This is a genomic window from Mycolicibacterium arcueilense, assembly GCF_058536225.1.
This window is the reverse complement of sequence record NZ_JBZTYL010000007.1, coordinates 746,814-763,692: the sequence shown is the minus strand read 5'-3', so window position 1 is coordinate 763,692 and position 16,879 is coordinate 746,814. Positions and strand designations below refer to the sequence as shown.

The window sequence follows — 16,879 nt, the reverse complement described above, 5'->3', positions numbered from 1 at the left end:
TGGTCTGTCCGATTATTTACAGATGCGAAAGGAGATGCCGTGCATCTCGTTGCTCAGCCCCACACTGCCGTGGGTGCAAAGCAAGAAACCACCCGTCAATGGCTCACCGCCGCCGGCGTCGTTGTCGCCGCCGCCGGACTGATTGCCGCCACCCCGGGAATCTCCCCCGTCCCCGCCGTTGCCCAGCACGACATTCACGCCGATGCCGTGCGCCTCACAGCGGGTTGGGACCCCTTCGCGCCACTGCAAGCTGCCTTCGACACCGCGAAGGCCAACGGCACGATCTTGGGCGACAACTTCCTGTTGGCCCCGGGCGTCGGACTGCAGCAGGCGATCGCCAACCAGATCGGTTATGCCAAGCAGCTTTTCGATGACCCGTCGAGCTTCGAGGCCGTGTCGCAACAGTTCGCCGCCAATGCGATGAAGGTGGTCACGGGTCTCACCCTGATCGGTGCGGACGAGGAAACCAGGGACGCGGTGCTCAAGCACACCCTCGGCGGGATGCACGGCATGGCCCTCGACATGTTCCCGTCGTTCCTGGAGGAAGGGGTCGACGTCGAGACCTTCTCGGCGGTCATGAGTGTCCTGGCCTCGCCGCTGAGTGGCGTGATGATGGGGTTCGCCGGCCCGATGGTCAGCCCGGCGGTGGCGCTCCTCAACAGTGCCGTGGCGATCTCCAACGCCCTGCAGGCGGGCGACTCGACGACAGCGCTCTCCAGCCTGCTCGGGGTGCCGGCAGGAATGGTCGACGCCTTCCTCAACGGCGCCAACCTCAACCTCGATGCGCTGGCGCCGATGATCAACGATGCGGGCCTGATCAAGGACAGCGTCAGCATCGACGGGCTCAACATCGCGTTCGGCGGTCTGCTCACCCCGGGCTCCACCGATCGGAGCACCTACGAGTACACCGACGAACAGGGCAACAAGGTCACGATCCCCTCGGTCGGTGGATCGATCTTCAACAGCCTCGGCCTGGACATCAAGTTCGCCGGTATCCCCATCTCGGTCAAGGGTGAGGCCGTCGGCCCGATCGGCGCCCTGCAGGGGCTGTCGCAGACGGTCGGCGTGCTGCTCGGCAGCGGCTGGGACGACTACGACGGCAAGGGGAATGCACCAGCCCCGAAGCCCCCGCTGGTCGGGCTGAACCCGCTGGCATTCGGCGATCCGCTGAGCGACATCGCCGAAAGCGCAGGCGTCACCAAACTTCGTGAAGCGTTGAAGGGTGCCGCTGTCGAGAACATCGTCAAGAAGCTGCAAGGCCTCACCACGGGCACCGAGGAGGCCGCCGACCTGGCTGCCGCTCCGGTCACGGATGCCGACAGTTCGGTCACCGACAGTTCGGCCGCCAATGCCATCGCAGCGGCCACCGAGCTGACGCACACGACCGCGAACAAGACGGTCACGGTGGCGCTGGAGAAGCCGGCCGCCGTACCCGCGACCGCGGATGCCGCCAAGGCTCCGGCCGCCGCCAAGGTCGATACCGCTGACGAGTCTGGCACCACCGACGAGACCGCCGGAACGGCAGCGGAATCGGCGGACGAGGTCGGGACGGTAGCGAAGGCGACACCGAAGGCCCAGACCCGCCTGAAGGCGCCGTCGACCCGGACGGCCGACCCGACGGACAAGACCCCGCGCAGCAATCTGGTCAAGGGCGTCAAGGATGCGGTGAAGAACGTCCGCAACGGACTGGGCGCGAACAGCACCCGCAAGTCCAGCGAATCTGCCTCCAGCTCAAGCGGTTCGAGTGCCGGTGTGTCCAGCTCCGGTTCCGAATCCAAGAAGCCGGCCAAGAAGGACGCCGGCAGCAAGAGCAAGCACGACAACAAGAAGTAACTGGACAGCAGACGGAAAAATGCCCCAAATCGCTTGATTTGGGGCATTTTTCCGTCTGGTCGTGCTACCTCGGTAACTCAGTAGCGGTAGTGCTCCGGCTTGTACGGGCCGTCGACGTCGACGCCGATGTACTCGGCCTGCTCCTTGGTGAGCTTGGTCAGCGAGCCACCCAGCGCCTCGACGTGGATGCGCGCCACCTTCTCATCGAGGTGCTTGGCCAGGCGGTAGACCTCGTTGTCGTACTCGTCGTTCTTGGTCCACAGCTCGATCTGGGCGATCACCTGGTTCGAGAAGCTGTTGCTCATCACGAACGACGGGTGGCCCGTGGCGTTTCCGAGGTTGAGCAGACGGCCCTCGCTCAGCACGATGATCGACTTACCCGAGTCGCCGAAGGTCCACTGGTCGACCTGCGGCTTGATGTTCAACCGCGTAGCGCCCGACTTCTCCAGGGCCGCCATGTCGATCTCGTTGTCGAAGTGGCCGATGTTGCCCAGGATCGCGTGGTCCTTCATCGCCTTCATGTGCTCGAGCAGGATGATGTCGAAGTTGCCGGTCGCGGTCACCACGATGTCGGCGTTGCCGATCGCCTCTTCGACGGTCACCACGTCGTAACCGTCCATCAGCGCCTGCAGGGCGTTGATCGGGTCGACCTCGGTGACCTGCACGCGCGCGCCCTGACCGGCGAGCGACTCGGCACAGCCCTTGCCCACGTCGCCGTAGCCGCAGATCAGCACCTTCTTGCCACCGATCAGCGCGTCGGTACCACGGTTGATGCCGTCGACCAGCGAGTGCCGGGTGCCGTACTTGTTGTCGAACTTGCTCTTGGTGACCGAGTCGTTGACGTTGATGGCCGGGAACGCCAGCTCACCCGCGGCGGCGAACTGGTACAGCCGCAGCACGCCGGTGGTGGTCTCCTCGGTGACACCCTTGACCGACGCGGCGATCTTGGTCCACTTGTCCTTCTCGGTCTCGAAGCGCTTGCGCACCAGGGCCAGGAAGACCTTCCACTCGGCCGAGTCGTCTTCCTCTGAGGGCGGGACCACGCCGGCCTTCTCGTACTCGGCGCCACGCAGCACGAGCATGGTGGCGTCGCCGCCGTCGTCGAGGATCATGTTCGCCGGCTCACCCTCCCAGGTGAGCATCTGCTCGGCGGCCCACCAGTACTCCTCCAGCGTCTCGCCCTTCCAGGCGAACACGGGGGTGCCCTTGGGCTCCTCCGGGGTGCCGTTCGGACCGACGACGACCGCCGCGGCGGCATGGTCCTGGGTGGAGAAGATGTTGCAGGAAGCCCATCGCACTTCGGCGCCGAGAGCAACCAGCGTCTCGATCAGCACCGCGGTCTGCACGGTCATGTGCAGTGACCCGGAGATGCGGGCGCCCTTGAGCGGCTGCACGTCGTGGTACTCGCGGCGCAGAGCCATGAGGCCGGGCATCTCGTGCTCGGCCAGGCGGATCTCCTTGCGGCCGAATTCGGCCAGCGAGAGGTCGGCCACCTTGTAGTCGATACCGTTGAGGCTGTCGGCCTTCAACTCGGTCATGTAGAGCCCTCTTTCAGTCGTGATTGCTTGCACGCGCGCAGACGCGCCCGACGGCGACGCCACACGCAGATACCTCTAGCCTGCGGGCTCGCGGGACAGGCGCTCATGCGGAGTAACGGCAGCGGCGCTCTGACAGCTACGGGGTATCTATGACACCGTAGCGCTCGGCGAAAGGCGTCATGAGTCGGGCCAGGTCACCGGCCACGTCGTGGTCCGCCTCGGGCGGCATCGACACGTAACTCATCGCCAGGCGCACGATCGCCCGGGCCAGCACCCCGGCGTCTTCGTCACTGGCTTTCATCCAGCTGTTCTGAAAGGTTCCGGTCAACCGGGCAGAGCATCGGGAGATGATCGGGCCGCTGCCGGTGGTGATGATCTGGAGCAGGTCGGGCTTGGAAGCACCGGTGAGCAGCGAGATCACCAGCGGATCAGCGGCCGATTCCAGGAAGAACGCCCGGAACCCCTCCAGGAACGCCGCGTGCACCTCGCCGACGTTGTTGTTGATCGCATTGTCGACCGCGTCGACGAGCCGGTCCGCCAGACGCATGGCATAACCCTCGGCCAGCCCCTGCCGGGAGCCGAACTCGTTGTAGATCGTCTGACGGCTGATCCCCGCGACCTGGGCCACGTGCGAGAGCGTGATGGCCGACCAGTCGCGGGTCAACAGCAGTTCCCGCATGCCGTCGAGAATCGAATCGCGCAGCAGCACCCTGGATGCCTCCGCATAGGGGATGCGTTGTTTGTCTCGCGGCCGACTCACACGGGCGACAATATCGCTTTCCGCCCGTGTTTCGAGCCCGTCGCTCGAAGCCGTCAAGGCCGTGCGACCTCGACCATCTCGAAATCGGTCTTCGCAGCGCCGCAATCCGGGCAGCTCCAGTCTTCGGGGATGTCATCCCACCGGGTCCCCGGGGCGATGCCGTCCTCCGGCCAGCCCTTCGCCTCGTCGTACTCGAATCCGCACTGGACGCAGATGTACAGCTTGTACGGCTCGGTCATTTCACTGCTCCCATCGGTTCGAAGTCGATCTTCTCCCGCACCGCGCAGTCCGGGCAGCACCAGTCGTCGGGCACGTCGCTCCACGGCGTTCCGGCCGGAAAGCCTTCGCGCGGGGCGCCTTTCGCTTCGTCGTACACGTAGCCGCAGCCCGGGCACTCGTAGGCGCTCACGCGGCATCACCGGCCCCGTAGCGAGCCAACACCTTCGCCCGCAGCCGCGGCTGGATGTTCACCCGGGTGATGTCACCGTCGTAATGCTCCAGCACCCGGTGGTCCATCAGCTTGCGCCACAACGGCGGCAGGTAGGTGAGCCCGATCAGCGACGCATACCCGCTGGGCAGGTTGGGCGCGCCATCGATGCTGCGCAGTGTCTGATAGCGGCGCGTGGGGTTGGCGTGGTGATCACTGTGCCGCTGCAGGTGATACAGGAACAGGTTGGTCACGATGTGGTCGGAGTTCCAGCTGTGCACCGGGGCGCACCGCTCGTAGCGACCGCTGGCCATCTTCTGCCGCAGCAGCCCGTAGTGCTCGAGGTAGTTCACCGATTCCAGCAGGCTGAAGCCGTAGATGGCCTGGATGATGATGAACGGGATCAGCGCGGGTCCGAACACCGCGATCAGGATGCCGAAGAACACCACCGACATCGCCCACGCGTTGAGCACATCGTTCGACCAGTGCCACGGCGACTTGTCCTGCCGGCGCAACCGCTGGGCCTCCAACTCCCACGACGAGCGCAGACTGCCGAACACGCTGCGCGGCAGGAACTCCCAGAAGGTCTCACCGAAGCGGGCCGAAGCCGGGTCCTCGGGCGTGGCGACCCGGACGTGGTGTCCGCGGTTGTGCTCGATGTAGAAGTGGCCGTACCAGGTCTGGGCCAGCGTGATCTTGGACAGCCAGCGCTCCAGCGAGTCTCGCTTGTGCCCCATCTCGTGTGCGGTGTTGATGCCCACCCCTCCGAGCACCCCCACCGACAGTGCGATACCGATCTTGGCCGGCCAGCCCAGTCCGCCGTCGAACCCGAGCCAGCTGAGGTCGGACGCGGTGAACAGATACGCGCCCATGATGACGCTCGCGTACTGGAACGGAATGTAGACGTAGGTGCAGTAGCGGTAGTACTTGTCGTTCTCCAGCTGCTCCATCACCTCGTCGGGCGGGTTCTGGCCGTCGGGCCCGAACCGCAGATCCAGCAGCGGCAGCAGCACGTAGAGCAGGATCGGACCGATCCACAGAGGCACCTGGGCGGCGGTGTGCCAGCCGAGCTGGTTGAGCCCCCAGACCAGCGGCAGCATCACGAAGATCGCCGTCGGGGCGATCAGCCCCATGAGCCACAGATGCCGCTTCTTGTCCCGCCATTGGCCGACGTCTGCGACGTCGGGTCCATTCGAGAGTTCCGCCACCACGAGGAGCCTCCTTATGTGAGTGCTGTCACTGCGATGACTTGACTATAGGCACCTTCATGTCCGATGTCTAGACATTAGCCTATGTTTTGTAAAGTGACGCAGGCCACGAGGGATCCACAGTGGTCGAGCATCGATTTCAGCTACTGCGACGGCGTAGCCGCGACTTCCTTACCGGCAAGCGCGGAATGACTCCGGCCGTATACGGCGTACACCACCACCCCGATCACCATCCAGAGCAGGAACCGGATCCAGGTCAGCCCGGTGAGGTTGAGCATCAACCACAGGCACGCCAGGATCGCGGCGATCGGCAACACCGGCACCCATGGCACGCGGAATCCGCGCGGTAGGTCGGGCCGGGTCCGGCGCAGCACGATCACCCCGGCCGAAACCAGCACGAAGGCAAAGAGCGTGCCGATGTTGACCATCTCCTCGAGCCTGCCCATCGGGAACACCGAGGCGGCAATCGCCACCAGAACACCGACGATCAACGTGATCCGGACCGGCGTGCCGTGACTACCGGTGACGGCCAGTTGCCGCGGCAGCAGACCGTCCCGCGACATCGCGAACAGCACACGGGTCTGTCCCAGCATCAGCACGATCACCACCGTGGTGAGCCCCGCAAGCGCGCCGATGGAGATCACCTTCGCCGCCCAGTGCACACCGTTGGCTTCGAAGGCCGTGGCCAGGTTGGCGTGGCCATCGGGTGCATCGCGCAGCACGGTGTAGGACACCATGCCGGAAAGCACGACCGACACCGCGACGTACAACACGGTGACGATCCCGAGTGAGGCCAGGATGCCGCGGGGCACGTCGCGCTGGGGATCGCGGGTCTCCTCGGCGGTGGTCGCGACGACGTCGAACCCGATGAACGCGAAGAACACGATCGAGGCACCTGCCAGCACTCCGTACCAGCCGTAGTGGCTGCCCGCGGCGCCGGTCAACAACGAGAACAGTGACTGGTCGGCGCCGCTGGCGCCCTTGCCGGCCTCGTTCGGCGGAATGAACGGGGTGTAGTTGGCGGCCTTTATATAGAAGGCGCCGACGACGACCACCAACAGCACGACCGACACCTTGATGACGGTGATGACGAGACTGAAGTGTGCCGACAACTTGGTGCCGACCACCAGCAGGGTCGTCACCAGCGCAATGATCACCAACGCGCCCCAGTCGATTTCCAGACCGCCGAAATCCGCGATCCCGCCCCCGAATCCGAACACCGTCCCGAGGTAGCTCGACCACCCCTTGGCCACCACCGCGGACGCGACGGCGAACTCCAGGATCAGGTCCCATCCGATGATCCACGCCGCGAACTCGCCGAACGTGGCATAAGAGAAGGTGTACGCGCTCCCGGCCACCGGCACGGTCGAGGCGAACTCGGCGTAGCACAACGCGGCCAACCCGCATGCCACGGCCGCGATCAGAAAGGCGATCGAGATCGCCGGCCCGGTCAAGTTACCTGCAGTGGATGCAGTGATGGTGAAAATGCCCGCACCGATCACTACCGAGACACCGAAAACCGTCAGGTCCCACCACGTGAGGTCCTTGCGGAGCCGGGTCGACGGTTCATCGGTGTCGGCAATCGACTGCTCGACAGATTTGATTCGCCGAAGGGCAGACATTCCGTCATGCTCCCATCACGGTGGCGGTGAAACCGGTAGGACTCACAAACTTCGCCGAACCGTGCCATACCGCAAGAGTGGGGCGTACATCACACTCGGCGCCTATCGTGATACGGTCCGCGCATGGCTGAGCTCCCCTATTTCGACCTGCTGATCGACGAACGGCAGGACGGTGGCGAAACGGGCCAGCTATGGGAAAACCAGGTGCACTGGGGTTACTGGGAAGACCCCAAGACCGCCAAGGGCACCCGGGCTGACTACATCGCGGCCATGGAGCAGATGGACCACGTCCTGTTCGCTGCCGGAAAGGTTGCCGACGGGCAGAAGCTGCTGGACGCCGGTTGCGGGTTCGGCGGGACCATCCAGCAGGTCAACGGCACCTACTCCGACATGGACCTCACCGGACTCAACATCGACCCGCGCCAGCTTGCGGCGGCCGAGGCCCAGACCAAGCCCGTCAACGGCAACAAGATCGGTTGGGTCGAGGCCGACGCCTGTCAGCTGCCGTTCGAGGACAACTCCTTCGACCGCGTCCTCGCCGTCGAATGCATCTTCCACTTCCCGTCCCGCGAGAAGTTCCTCGCCGAGGCAGCGCGGGTGCTCAAGCCGGGCGGGTACCTGGCGGTGTCCGACTTCGTACCGACCCTGATGTTCTTCGGGAAGACCCCGATCTGGATGGCGATCCGTCCCCGGATCGCAAAGTCCTACGGAACGCTCGGGAACGTCCCCCTGCGGGGTTACCGGTCCATGGGCAAGCGTGCGGGGCTCGAGCTCGCAGAGAAACGCAACATCCGGAAGAACACCTTGCCGACATACCCCTTCCTGCTCAAGTTCTTCCGCGAGCAGGGGTCAGCGGACGCGCAGAAGACGATGATCGTCGGCACTCGCTGGATGAAGTGGCTGTCCAAGATCGGCCTCATTCAGTACCGCGTGTACACGTTCCAGAAGCCCGCCTGACCGGTAGCCGGATCGGCCTGCAACTCCTCGACTGACGCGGCGCCGGCCGCGGATACCGTCATGCACTGAGGCCGGCTGACGCGCCGCCGCCAGACCCGCTCAGGCCCAGCGGTTCTCCCCGGATACGCGAGGAAGGACGTTGCCGGCGGCAACGTCCTTCCTGCGCAAACGATTCGGGTTAGCTCAGAGGGTGGGCAAGAATTCGGCGAGCGCCAGGATCATGAAGACCACCAAGGCGAGTCCGATCAGACCGCCAGCGGGAATCATGGCCACGCACACCACAACCCACACAAAAAGCCGCGGCCATTCGAACGGCTGGTTGCCCATCACACCGCCGCGGCGCTCCCGGAAAGTGTGATAGGCCGCCCACACGCCCGCTCCGGCGGCCGCGCAACCGATGATCTTCAGGCCGTCCGGCGCCACCAGCAGGGCAACGCCCGCCATGATCGCTACGCCCGCAAGGCGTGCCGCCACTGCCGTGTGAAGCCCGGTCACGCGCTTGATCGCAGAGCCGCGATCCGGTTCACCGCGGTACCGCGGTAGTCGCCCGTCGATACCCAGCATTCGCCAGATCCAGCGCGACCACACCGTTCGCAGGCCCAGGTCCTCGGCTACTCGCCGAACATCGGCGGCCGATTCCGCCATCATCTGGCGCGACTGGTCACTCCGCCAGAACGCAGCCTTGAAAACCCGTCGCGGAACACCGAATTGCCGAGCAAACGTGCGCGGCGGCCCCATCATCTCCCCGATCAACCACCGCAGAAAGAATGGGAAGAGAATTGCGTACCACGCCCGCTTCCGCCGGCTGACGCTCTGCATTCGCTGAGCCAGAAGATCGTCGGCAAACGATATATGGCGCGCTTCCTCGGCCAGGTGAATGTAGGTGATCTTGTTCAGCAGCGGCGGCACGTGCGCCGCGCCACGATGCTGCAGCGTCTGCTGGAAATGCAGCGGCTGTTCACCGCACAGCACCCCGATGAAGTGAATCATGTTGGCATAACCGCCGATAAAGCCCAGGATCGGTCCGATGAACCGGGACCCTCGCCGCATTCCCGGCACGTCCTCGCCGGTGCGGTTGACGAATTCCTGGAACATCTGGATGTGATTGCATTCGTCGATCAGCTCGTGGAGCAGATACTGGAATACCGGCGAACCATTCGGCATCTTGCCCGCGTAATGCACCACTCCGCGAATCAACATCATTTCGAATTGGAGCGTGACCTTCAGGGTGTTCGCAGTTACCCAGCGCCCCATGTCGATACGGCGCTGCAAAGGCTGTTGGGCATACCATTCAGTGGCCGCGAGCGGAGCGCTGTCCGGGTCGAGCTGCCACCGCGGGTCGTCGTCGGCCAACGCGTTTTCGGGTGCATCCCAGTCGATGTCGACGTAGGGATCGAAGCGTCGACGGACCGTCGCACGAGAGAGGGCCTCCACCCTGTCGAAATAGAGGTCCCCCGTTGCTGTGCCGTCCGCGTCGCTGACCGTTGTCATTGCCCCATCCGTTGACTGTGAGTTTCCTTGCAGAGGGTATCAACTTGAGAGCCATATCACGCCTCCAGCCACAGGATTGTGCCATGAGTTGTTGCACGTTCGTTAGACAGGCCCACTGGGCGGGATCACCCGGCTGCGCCCCGCAGATTCGCTGACCGTACCTACAGCTCAGCGCAAGCGGCGTCCTACACCCCGACACCAACGAGCACCCTCACACCAATCGACGGCACGTGGCCCGCCGTTACAGTTGACGCTGCTTCTGATTTTTGTGCGCCGGGTGCCGTCGGCCCAGTACCGTGTCGAACAAATGCGCAGCTCATCAGGAACCCTCGCGACCCATGCCGTTGTCATCGGAGGCAGCATCGCCGGACTGTGCGCGGCCCGGGTCCTCGCCGATCACTACGACCACGTCACCCTCTACGAGCGTGATGAACTACCGGATCAGCCGGTCAATCGCAGCGCGATCCCGCAGGGCCAGCATGTCCATCTACTGATGGCCCGCGGCGCCCAGGAACTGGAGGAACTGTTTCCCGGGCTGCTTCACGACATGGCCGCCTCCGGCGTGCCGGTGATTCGCAACAAGCACGAGTTGATCCACTTCGACGCGGCCGGCCACGTCCTGGAAACCGGGCTGGACGACAAATACACCGCCTATGTGCCCAGCCGCGGTCACCTCGAATGGCAGATCCGCCAGCGGGTCAGCGCCATGCCCGGTATCGAGATCGAGCGCCGGACCGTCGCACATCCCCAGTACGATCCCGCGGCCGGGCGGGTGACCGGCGTCGTCCTCGACGACGGTGACGTCACGCCGACCGATCTGGTACTCGACGCGTCGGGCCGCGGCAGCCGACTTCCGGCGTGGTTGGAGCAGTGGGGATTCGAACGTCCACCTGAGGATTCGGTACAGGTCGGTGTCACCTACGCCTCGCACCGGGTGAAGATCCCCGACGGGATGATGCCCCAGAAGATGGTCATCGTCGGCGCCGTCCGAAACCGCCCGCTGGGAATGGGCATGCTGCTGCACGAGGACGGCATCTGGATGGTGACGGCATTCGGAGTCGCCAAGGCCGAACCCCCGCGTGATTTCGAGGGGGTCTGCGCGCTGGCCGACGAGCTGCTGCCGGCCGAGATCAGTGCCGCGTTGAGAGCAGGCATGCCGGTCGGCGAGTTGAACACTCACCGATACCCGACCAGCAAGTGGCGGCGTTACGAGCGGATCCGCAGATTTCCCAAGGGCATCCTGCCGTTCGGTGACGCCATAGTCAGCCTCAACCCCACGTTCGGGCAGGGCGTGACCATGGCGGCGCTGCAGGCTGCCAACCTGCGCCGGGTGTTGGCCGGCGGAAGGGACAACGTGATGTGGCGTCTGGCGTTCCGCAACGCCAAGACGATCTGGCCGGTCTGGCTGATGAACGCCGCAGCGGACCACACCGAGCACGGAGCGGTTGGTGATCACCCGTGGTGGTACCGCCCCGCGTACGAGATGTTCAACCAATTTGTCGGGGCAGCTGAGACCGATCCCTTTGTGGCCGAATGGTTTTTGAGCAGGACCAGCCTGATCGACAGCCTCTATCTGGTGCCGCCACCCCGCCTGATCGGACGTGCGATGCGCAACAACATCAGGCAGTGGTTCGCCGGACGCCAGAGTGAAGGCGGGAAGCCCGAAGCCCCCGCCCGTATGGAGACCGCTTCCGGTTAGATCCCGATCGTCACGCGGAACAGTTTGGTTGGTTCGGCCGCGGTCAGCCGGATCGGACCATCCTCGGCCGCCACCCACGCCGCTGCGCCCCGCTGCAGGGTCAGCTTGTCGTCGTCGGCATAGATCACGGCGGCGCCCTCAATGCACAACAGCAGCTGCGGACCATCGTGGTGGGAGTGCACGTCGATCTCATCACCGAGGTGCTCACCGTCGACCGTCAGCGCCGACACCGCGAATTCCTGCGCGGGCGTCCGATAGATGGTTTCCGTTCCGTCCGTGTCGGTTTCCGAGCGCAGCCGATCTTCCGGGGTCGGGGTGAAGTCCAGCACCCGCAGAAGTTCCGGCACGTCCACGTGCTTCGGGGTCAGCCCGCCGCGCAGCACGTTGTCAGAGTTCGCCATCACCTCGACACCGACACCGTGCAGATAGGCATGCAGATTTCCGGCGGGAAGGTAGATGCCCTCCCCCGGCCGCAGGCTGATGCGGTTCAGCAACAGGGAGGCCAACACTCCGGCATCGCCGGGGTATCGTTCACCGAGTTCCAGCACCGTCTTGACCTCGGCCGCGAATTTCTTTGCCCCGGAACGGATGTAATGCACGGCTCCGTCGAGAACAGCTGGCACCAACACGTCGAGATCGGGCTGAGGCGCAGTGATCCAGGTGGTGAACAGGGCCCGCAACCCGTCGGCATCGGACTGATCCGACAACAGGTTGATGAACGGGTCGAGATCCGAGACCGCCAGCGCACGCATCAACTCGACCGTGCGGTCTACCGGGCGGAATCCGGCCAGCGCATCGAATTGCCCCAACGCAACCAACAATTCGGGCTTGTGGCTGCGGTCACGGTAATTGCGGACGGGTGAGGACACCGGGATGTCGAGCCGGTCCTCGCGGTCGAAGCCCTCCCTCGCCTGCGCGGCACTGGGATGGGCCTGCAACGACAACGGCTCGTCAGCGGCCAGCACCTTCACGAGGAAGGGCAGCGCATCGCCGAATCTGCCGATCGCCACGCTGCCCAGTTGCCCCTCGGGATCGTCCTGGACGGCCTGCAGAAGCGACTCTTCACCGTGTTCGGTCTGCAGCCACGCCGGGTCCTGCGGATGTGCGCCGAGCCACAGCTCGGCCTCCGGATGGATTGTCGGACTGGGCCTTCCGGTGAAATCAGCGATTGCAGTGCGCGAACCCCAGGCATAGGTCCGCACCGCTCCCCGTAGCAGATGCACGTCTTATCCTCGAACCAGTTTCAAATATACGGCCGTCATCTCCAAGCGGACAGCCAGAACCGCCAGTTGTTGTTCCGGACGCCCCACCGGCAGGGTCGTCCCAGCCTGGTCCGGCACATCCTCGGCACCGATCATCGCGATGTCGTCGAAGCCGCTGACCCTCGCCCCCACCAGTTGTCGTTCGGTATCGGTGATCAAGGCGAACGTACGCATGCGGCGCGGTAGCGGTCCGTCGATCTCCTCGTCGTGGAACAGTGACCGGGTCGCAGGGTGGGCGACCGCGCCGCTGCCGATCGCAGCGAGAACGTCGCCCAGCCCGGCGGCGGCCACCACTTCACCGGCCAGCCTCAACATCACCGTCGCTCCGTGCCGGGCCAGCGCCAGAGTGGCCGGATTGTCGCCGGCCAGCACGATTGCGTTGTCCGTCATCCGTTCGGCCAGGGTCTTGGCCGGGTTGGTGAACAGATCCCGTCCGGCACTGTTGCGAAGCGCCTCGGCATCCAATTCGTCGGCCAGCGCGGCCAGATCCACGCGCATGCCGTGATCCACCACGTGGAGTGCGGCCAGACCCGCGGCCAGGTATCGCGTCAGTCCGAAGTCGTCGGGAACCCACAGCCGGGGCGCCAACACCACCGCGCGTCCGGCCGCGACATCACGCAACGGGCCCTCGTGCGGGGCCACGATCAGCACCCGGGCACCGCGACGCACCCCGGTGGCCGCCGCGTTCACCAGAGCCGGATCGCCCGGATCGTCACCGGCCACGATCACCACGTCGAGTGCCCCCAGCCACGGCGGGGTCTCGGCGGCCACCACGATCGGGGCGGCGATCGATGCGCCGAGCGCGGCGGCCAGCATGGCGCCTGCATTCTCGGCAGCGCCGTGACCGGCGACCCAAATCACCGTCCGCGGAGGATGATCGGCGCGCAGCGGGTCGAGCAGTCCTTCGGCCACTGCCGCGGCCGTCGCCCGAACCTGGGCGCCCGCCATGGCCGCCGCCCGCAGCAGACCGTTGCGGTCGGCGGCCAGAAGTCCGTCACCGTCGTCCAGGTCGACCGCGGCGTCCACGGCGTTCACGGCACCGGCTCGCTCACCCCACGGATCTGTCCCGAAACTCTGTCGACGAGTGCGGCGACGTCCTCTGCAGTGCGCGCTTCCACATTCAGACGCAGCAACGGTTCGGTATTCGACGTGCGCAGGTTGAACCAGCTGCCATCGCCGAGATCGACGGTGACGCCGTCGAGGTGGTCGATGGACTGGATCGAGCCGGAGAACGACTTCAGCACGGCGTCGACGCAGGCCGGCGCATCGCTGACGGTGAAGTTGATCTCGCCGGAGGCCTCGTACCGCTGATAGTCAGCCATGAAGTCGGACAGCGGGCGATCCTGCTCCCCCAGGGCGGCCAACACGTGCAGCGCGGCGAGCATGCCGGAATCGGCACCCCAGAAATCACGGAAGTAGTAGTGCGCCGAGTGTTCCCCACCGAAGATGGCGCCGGTCTCTGCCATCAGTCCCTTGATGTAGGAATGCCCGACCCGGGACCGCACCGGAGTGCCGCCGCGCTCGATCACCAACTCGGGAACAGCGCGCGAGGTGATCAGATTGTGGATCACGGTGGCACCGATTTCCCGCTTGAGCTCACGGGCGGCCACCAGTGCGGTCACCGCCGAGGGCGACACCGGACGGCCGAGTTCGTCGACCACGAAGCAACGGTCGGCGTCACCGTCGAAGGCCAGGCCGATGTCGGCGCCGCTGGCCAGTACGTGGGCCTGCAGGTCGACGAGGTTGGCCGGATCCAGTGGGTTGGCCTCGTGATTGGGGAAGCTGCCGTCGAGTTCGAAGAACAACGGGAGAATCGTGGCCCCAGGGATCGGCCCGAGCACCGCAGGCGTGGTGTGGCCGGCCATTCCGTTGCCCGCATCGACTGCGATGCGCAGCGGACGCAGCCCGCTGAGATCGACCAGGGAGCGGAGAAACGTGCCGTAGTCCGCCAGCACATCGCGATCCGAGATCACGCCGGCCGGGCCGTCGTGGGTAGGCACCCCCGAAATCACCTCGTCGGAGATCGTGGACAGTCCCGTGTCCTTGCCTACCGGTTTGGCCCCGGCGCGGCACAGTTTGATCCCGTTGTAGGCGGCCGGGTTGTGGCTGGCGGTGAACATCGCTCCCGGGCAGTCCAACAGGCCCGAGGCGAAGTAGAGCTGATCGGTGGAGGCCAGCCCGATGCGGACCACGTCCAGGCCCTGGGCTGTCACACCGTCGGCGAATGCGGCGGCCAGCGTGGGCGAACTCTCTCGCATGTCATAGCCGATCACCACCTGTGCGGCACCTTCGGCGCGGACCAGGCGGGCGAACGCACCGGCGACGTCGGCCACGAACGCTTCGTCGATCTGGCTACCGACCAGACCACGGACGTCATAGGCCTTGATGACATCGTGAACAGCCGCCGCTGGCCTAGACATATAGCTCCTTGTGAAACGGGATCGTTGGCGCCAGCCTAACCGTCGGGCGGCGCCGACACGTTCACTACTCTTGGGCCGGGCGTCGTCTAATCAGGATCTAATCAGGGCTCGTCCGGGCTAGTTGTCGGGGTCCGGCAACACCCGCAGGTGCCCGCGACGGCGGCCGTTGCTCTCGGCGGGACGCGCCTGCGGCGCCATCACCGCATTGGACCCCACACCGGTGGAGGGATCGGAGAATCCGGCCACCACCCCACTGTGGGGAACCGCACCCGGCTGACCTTCCCGCACCGCGTCGGCGAGTGCCACGAGGTCGTCCTCGTCGGGGTGGGTGGGCAGCGGGCCGGCATGACGGACCAACTCCCAGCCTCGCGGCGCCGTGATGCGGCCGGCATGGCCGACGCAGAGGTCCCAGGAATGGGGTTCAGACACCGTGGCCAGGGGTCCGACCACCGCCGTGGAGTCGGAGTAGACAAAAGTCAACGTCGCCACGGCATAGTGCGGGCACCCGGGCCGGCAGCAGCGACGGGGAACATTCACGCAACAGAGATTACTTTGGACGGTCGCTGTGCGGTGCCGGACACGCGCAGCCGCCGGGTGCCCGATCCCGAACCGTTACGATCATCGCCGTGGCCCAGCGAAACTCATGGCGATCGCGTCGCGGCCGCGATATGCGCGGACCGCTGCTTCCGCGCTCGGTTCCCGGCTGGCGTAGCCGCGGCGAGCGGTTCGACATGGCCGTGCTGGAAGCCTATGAGCCGATCGAGCGTCGGTGGGCGGCGCGGATCAAAGAACTCGATGTCGCGGTGGATGAGATTCCGCGGATGTCCCCGAAAGATCCCGAGGGCGTGCAATGGCCGCCCGAGGTCATCGCCGACGGACCGATCGCGTTGGCGCGGTTGATACCGGCTGGGGTTGATGTCAGAGGAAATGCGACCCGGGCTCGAATTGTCTTGTTCCGCAAGCCCATCGAGCGCCGGGTCAAAGGATCCGATGAGCTAGCTGACCTGCTGCATGAAATCCTGGTGGCACAGGTGGCCACCTATCTGGGAGTTGAACCGTCAGTCATCGACCCGACGATCGACGACGACTGACGTCGAGCGCTACATCGTGCGATGAGCGCTCCGCCGGAGAGCGTCAGATGATGCCGCGTTTGAGGCGGCGACGCTCCCGTTCGGACAATCCTCCCCAGATGCCGAAACGCTCATCGTGCGCGAGCGCATACTCCAGGCAGGCATCCTTGACTTCGCAGCCCAGGCAGATGCGCTTGGCCTCGCGGGTAGACCCGCCCTTTTCCGGAAAGAACGCCTCCGGGTCGGTCTGTGCGCACAGCGCACGTTCCTGCCATTGGTCGTCTTCGTCTTCCGGATCAACATCAATGTGTTCGGGAACCGAACTCACCGGAACCAGACTCAGTTGAGGACGTCCGGCCGCCCCCAGCGGTGTCGGTCCCACGTTGATGTGCGGTGCGTTGTCTACCGAGCCGAGTAGCCGATCGTCAAACCGGACCACATGATCGAAATCGCCGCTCTCATAAGACATTATCCCCCGCCTCCTCACTCGGTCTCGTAGATCCTAAGTGGAGCCCCACTACTGCGATGTGCGGTCACCCCATTCGAACAGTTGATCGAATCTCGGTCCGCGACACCGGAATCGGTCACCAAC

General features: G+C 65.2%; 16 protein-coding genes. 4 read left to right on the top strand and 12 right to left on the bottom strand.

Annotated elements, in window-relative coordinates; genetic code table 11:
• The first annotated feature begins 39 nt into the window (after positions 1 to 39).
• Positions 40 to 1,833, top strand: coding sequence for an outer membrane porin GjpA (gene gjpA / locus AC4LGL_RS07910; RefSeq protein WP_491838234.1), 1,794 nt, complete (start codon positions 40 to 42; stop codon positions 1,831 to 1,833).
• A gap of 77 nt (positions 1,834 to 1,910) precedes the next feature.
• Here gjpA and ahcY read toward each other — a convergent pair whose 3' ends face one another.
• From ahcY to AC4LGL_RS07880, 6 genes are all read right to left on the bottom strand, one after another.
• Complete coding sequence (gene ahcY / locus AC4LGL_RS07905) at positions 1,911 to 3,371, bottom strand: adenosylhomocysteinase (protein WP_491838233.1); 1,461 nt, start codon at positions 3,369 to 3,371, stop codon at positions 1,911 to 1,913.
• 136 nt (positions 3,372 to 3,507) lie between these two features.
• Positions 3,508 to 4,131 carry a TetR family transcriptional regulator AlkX gene (gene alkX / locus AC4LGL_RS07900; protein WP_055111995.1) on the bottom strand — a complete coding sequence of 208 codons (624 nt, stop codon included), beginning with the start codon at positions 4,129 to 4,131 and terminating at the stop codon, positions 3,508 to 3,510.
• Between the two features lie 53 nt (positions 4,132 to 4,184).
• Positions 4,185 to 4,370, bottom strand: a complete 186-nt coding sequence (locus AC4LGL_RS07895; protein ID WP_491838232.1) for a rubredoxin — start codon at positions 4,368 to 4,370, stop codon at positions 4,185 to 4,187.
• On the bottom strand, positions 4,367 to 4,540 hold the full coding sequence (locus AC4LGL_RS07890; RefSeq protein ID WP_064928988.1) for a rubredoxin: 174 nt from the start codon (positions 4,538 to 4,540) through the stop codon (positions 4,367 to 4,369). Before AC4LGL_RS07890 ends, AC4LGL_RS07895 begins: the two co-directional genes overlap by 4 nt.
• A complete protein-coding gene (locus AC4LGL_RS07885) occupies positions 4,537 to 5,691 on the bottom strand; it encodes an alkane 1-monooxygenase (RefSeq protein WP_491839298.1) in 1,155 nt (384 codons plus the stop codon). Before AC4LGL_RS07885 ends, AC4LGL_RS07890 begins: the two co-directional genes overlap by 4 nt.
• 218 nt (positions 5,692 to 5,909) lie before the next feature.
• Complete coding sequence (locus tag AC4LGL_RS07880) at positions 5,910 to 7,388, bottom strand: amino acid permease (protein WP_491838231.1); 1,479 nt, start codon at positions 7,386 to 7,388, stop codon at positions 5,910 to 5,912.
• A 123-nt stretch (positions 7,389 to 7,511) separates the two neighbouring features.
• Here AC4LGL_RS07880 and AC4LGL_RS07875 point away from each other — a divergent pair, with 123 nt between their 5' ends.
• Positions 7,512 to 8,345, top strand: coding sequence for a class I SAM-dependent methyltransferase (locus AC4LGL_RS07875; RefSeq protein WP_491838230.1), 834 nt, complete (start codon positions 7,512 to 7,514; stop codon positions 8,343 to 8,345).
• Between the two features lie 183 nt (positions 8,346 to 8,528).
• Here the strand turns inward: AC4LGL_RS07875 and AC4LGL_RS07870 are convergent, their stop codons facing one another.
• Positions 8,529 to 9,836 carry an AurF N-oxygenase family protein gene (locus tag AC4LGL_RS07870; protein WP_491838229.1) on the bottom strand — a complete coding sequence of 436 codons (1,308 nt, stop codon included), beginning with the start codon at positions 9,834 to 9,836 and terminating at the stop codon, positions 8,529 to 8,531.
• Between the two features lie 307 nt (positions 9,837 to 10,143).
• On the opposite strand from AC4LGL_RS07870, the gene AC4LGL_RS07865 reads away from it, so the two are divergent.
• Complete coding sequence (locus AC4LGL_RS07865; RefSeq protein WP_491838228.1) at positions 10,144 to 11,535, top strand: FAD-dependent oxidoreductase; 1,392 nt, start codon at positions 10,144 to 10,146, stop codon at positions 11,533 to 11,535.
• Here AC4LGL_RS07865 and manA read toward each other — a convergent pair.
• The 4 genes from manA to AC4LGL_RS07845 form a co-directional block, all read right to left on the bottom strand.
• A complete protein-coding gene (gene manA / locus AC4LGL_RS07860) occupies positions 11,532 to 12,758 on the bottom strand; it encodes a mannose-6-phosphate isomerase, class I (RefSeq protein WP_491838227.1) in 1,227 nt (408 codons plus the stop codon). The genes AC4LGL_RS07865 and manA overlap by 4 nt on opposite strands.
• Positions 12,759 to 12,761: 3 nt before the next feature.
• Positions 12,762 to 13,832, bottom strand: coding sequence for a TobH protein (locus AC4LGL_RS07855; RefSeq protein ID WP_491838226.1), 1,071 nt, complete (start codon positions 13,830 to 13,832; stop codon positions 12,762 to 12,764).
• On the bottom strand, positions 13,829 to 15,217 hold the full coding sequence (locus AC4LGL_RS07850; RefSeq protein WP_491838225.1) for a phosphomannomutase/phosphoglucomutase: 1,389 nt from the start codon (positions 15,215 to 15,217) through the stop codon (positions 13,829 to 13,831). The genes AC4LGL_RS07855 and AC4LGL_RS07850 overlap by 4 nt, the downstream gene beginning before the upstream one ends.
• A gap of 117 nt (positions 15,218 to 15,334) precedes the next feature.
• Complete coding sequence (locus tag AC4LGL_RS07845; RefSeq protein WP_491838224.1) at positions 15,335 to 15,754, bottom strand: DUF3499 domain-containing protein; 420 nt, start codon at positions 15,752 to 15,754, stop codon at positions 15,335 to 15,337.
• Positions 15,755 to 15,885: 131 nt separating this feature from the next.
• On the opposite strand from AC4LGL_RS07845, the gene AC4LGL_RS07840 reads away from it, so the two are divergent.
• Positions 15,886 to 16,308: a metallopeptidase family protein gene (locus AC4LGL_RS07840; protein WP_055111971.1), complete on the top strand. Its 423-nt coding sequence runs from the start codon at positions 15,886 to 15,888 to the stop codon at positions 16,306 to 16,308.
• Positions 16,309 to 16,351: 43 nt separating this feature from the next.
• Here AC4LGL_RS07840 and AC4LGL_RS07835 read toward each other — a convergent pair whose 3' ends face one another.
• Entirely contained in the window at positions 16,352 to 16,756 is a 405-nt protein-coding gene (locus AC4LGL_RS07835; protein ID WP_064886442.1) for a WhiB family transcriptional regulator, read from the bottom strand.
• Positions 16,757 to 16,879 lie beyond the last annotated feature (123 nt).

Bases quoted from the DNA above. Each gene is read 5' to 3' on its own strand.
- AC4LGL_RS07840 (WP_055111971.1), top strand. From the start codon at position 15,886: ATGCGCGGACCGCTGCTTCCGCGCTCGGTTCCCGGCTGGCGTAGCCGC.
- AC4LGL_RS07875 (WP_491838230.1), top strand. From the start codon at position 7,512: ATGGCTGAGCTCCCCTATTTCGACCTGCTGATCGACGAACGGCAGGAC.
- AC4LGL_RS07870 (WP_491838229.1), bottom strand. From the start codon at position 9,836: ATGACAACGGTCAGCGACGCGGACGGCACAGCAACGGGGGACCTCTAT.
- AC4LGL_RS07850 (WP_491838225.1), bottom strand. From the start codon at position 15,217: ATGTCTAGGCCAGCGGCGGCTGTTCACGATGTCATCAAGGCCTATGAC.
- AC4LGL_RS07880 (WP_491838231.1), bottom strand. From the start codon at position 7,388: ATGTCTGCCCTTCGGCGAATCAAATCTGTCGAGCAGTCGATTGCCGAC.
- AC4LGL_RS07885 (WP_491839298.1), bottom strand. From the start codon at position 5,691: ATGGGGCTGATCGCCCCGACGGCGATCTTCGTGATGCTGCCGCTGGTC.
- ahcY (WP_491838233.1), bottom strand. From the start codon at position 3,371: ATGACCGAGTTGAAGGCCGACAGCCTCAACGGTATCGACTACAAGGTG.
- AC4LGL_RS07895 (WP_491838232.1), bottom strand. From the start codon at position 4,370: ATGACCGAGCCGTACAAGCTGTACATCTGCGTCCAGTGCGGATTCGAG.
- AC4LGL_RS07835 (WP_064886442.1), bottom strand. From the start codon at position 16,756: ATGTCTTATGAGAGCGGCGATTTCGATCATGTGGTCCGGTTTGACGAT.
- AC4LGL_RS07865 (WP_491838228.1), top strand. From the start codon at position 10,144: ATGCGCAGCTCATCAGGAACCCTCGCGACCCATGCCGTTGTCATCGGA.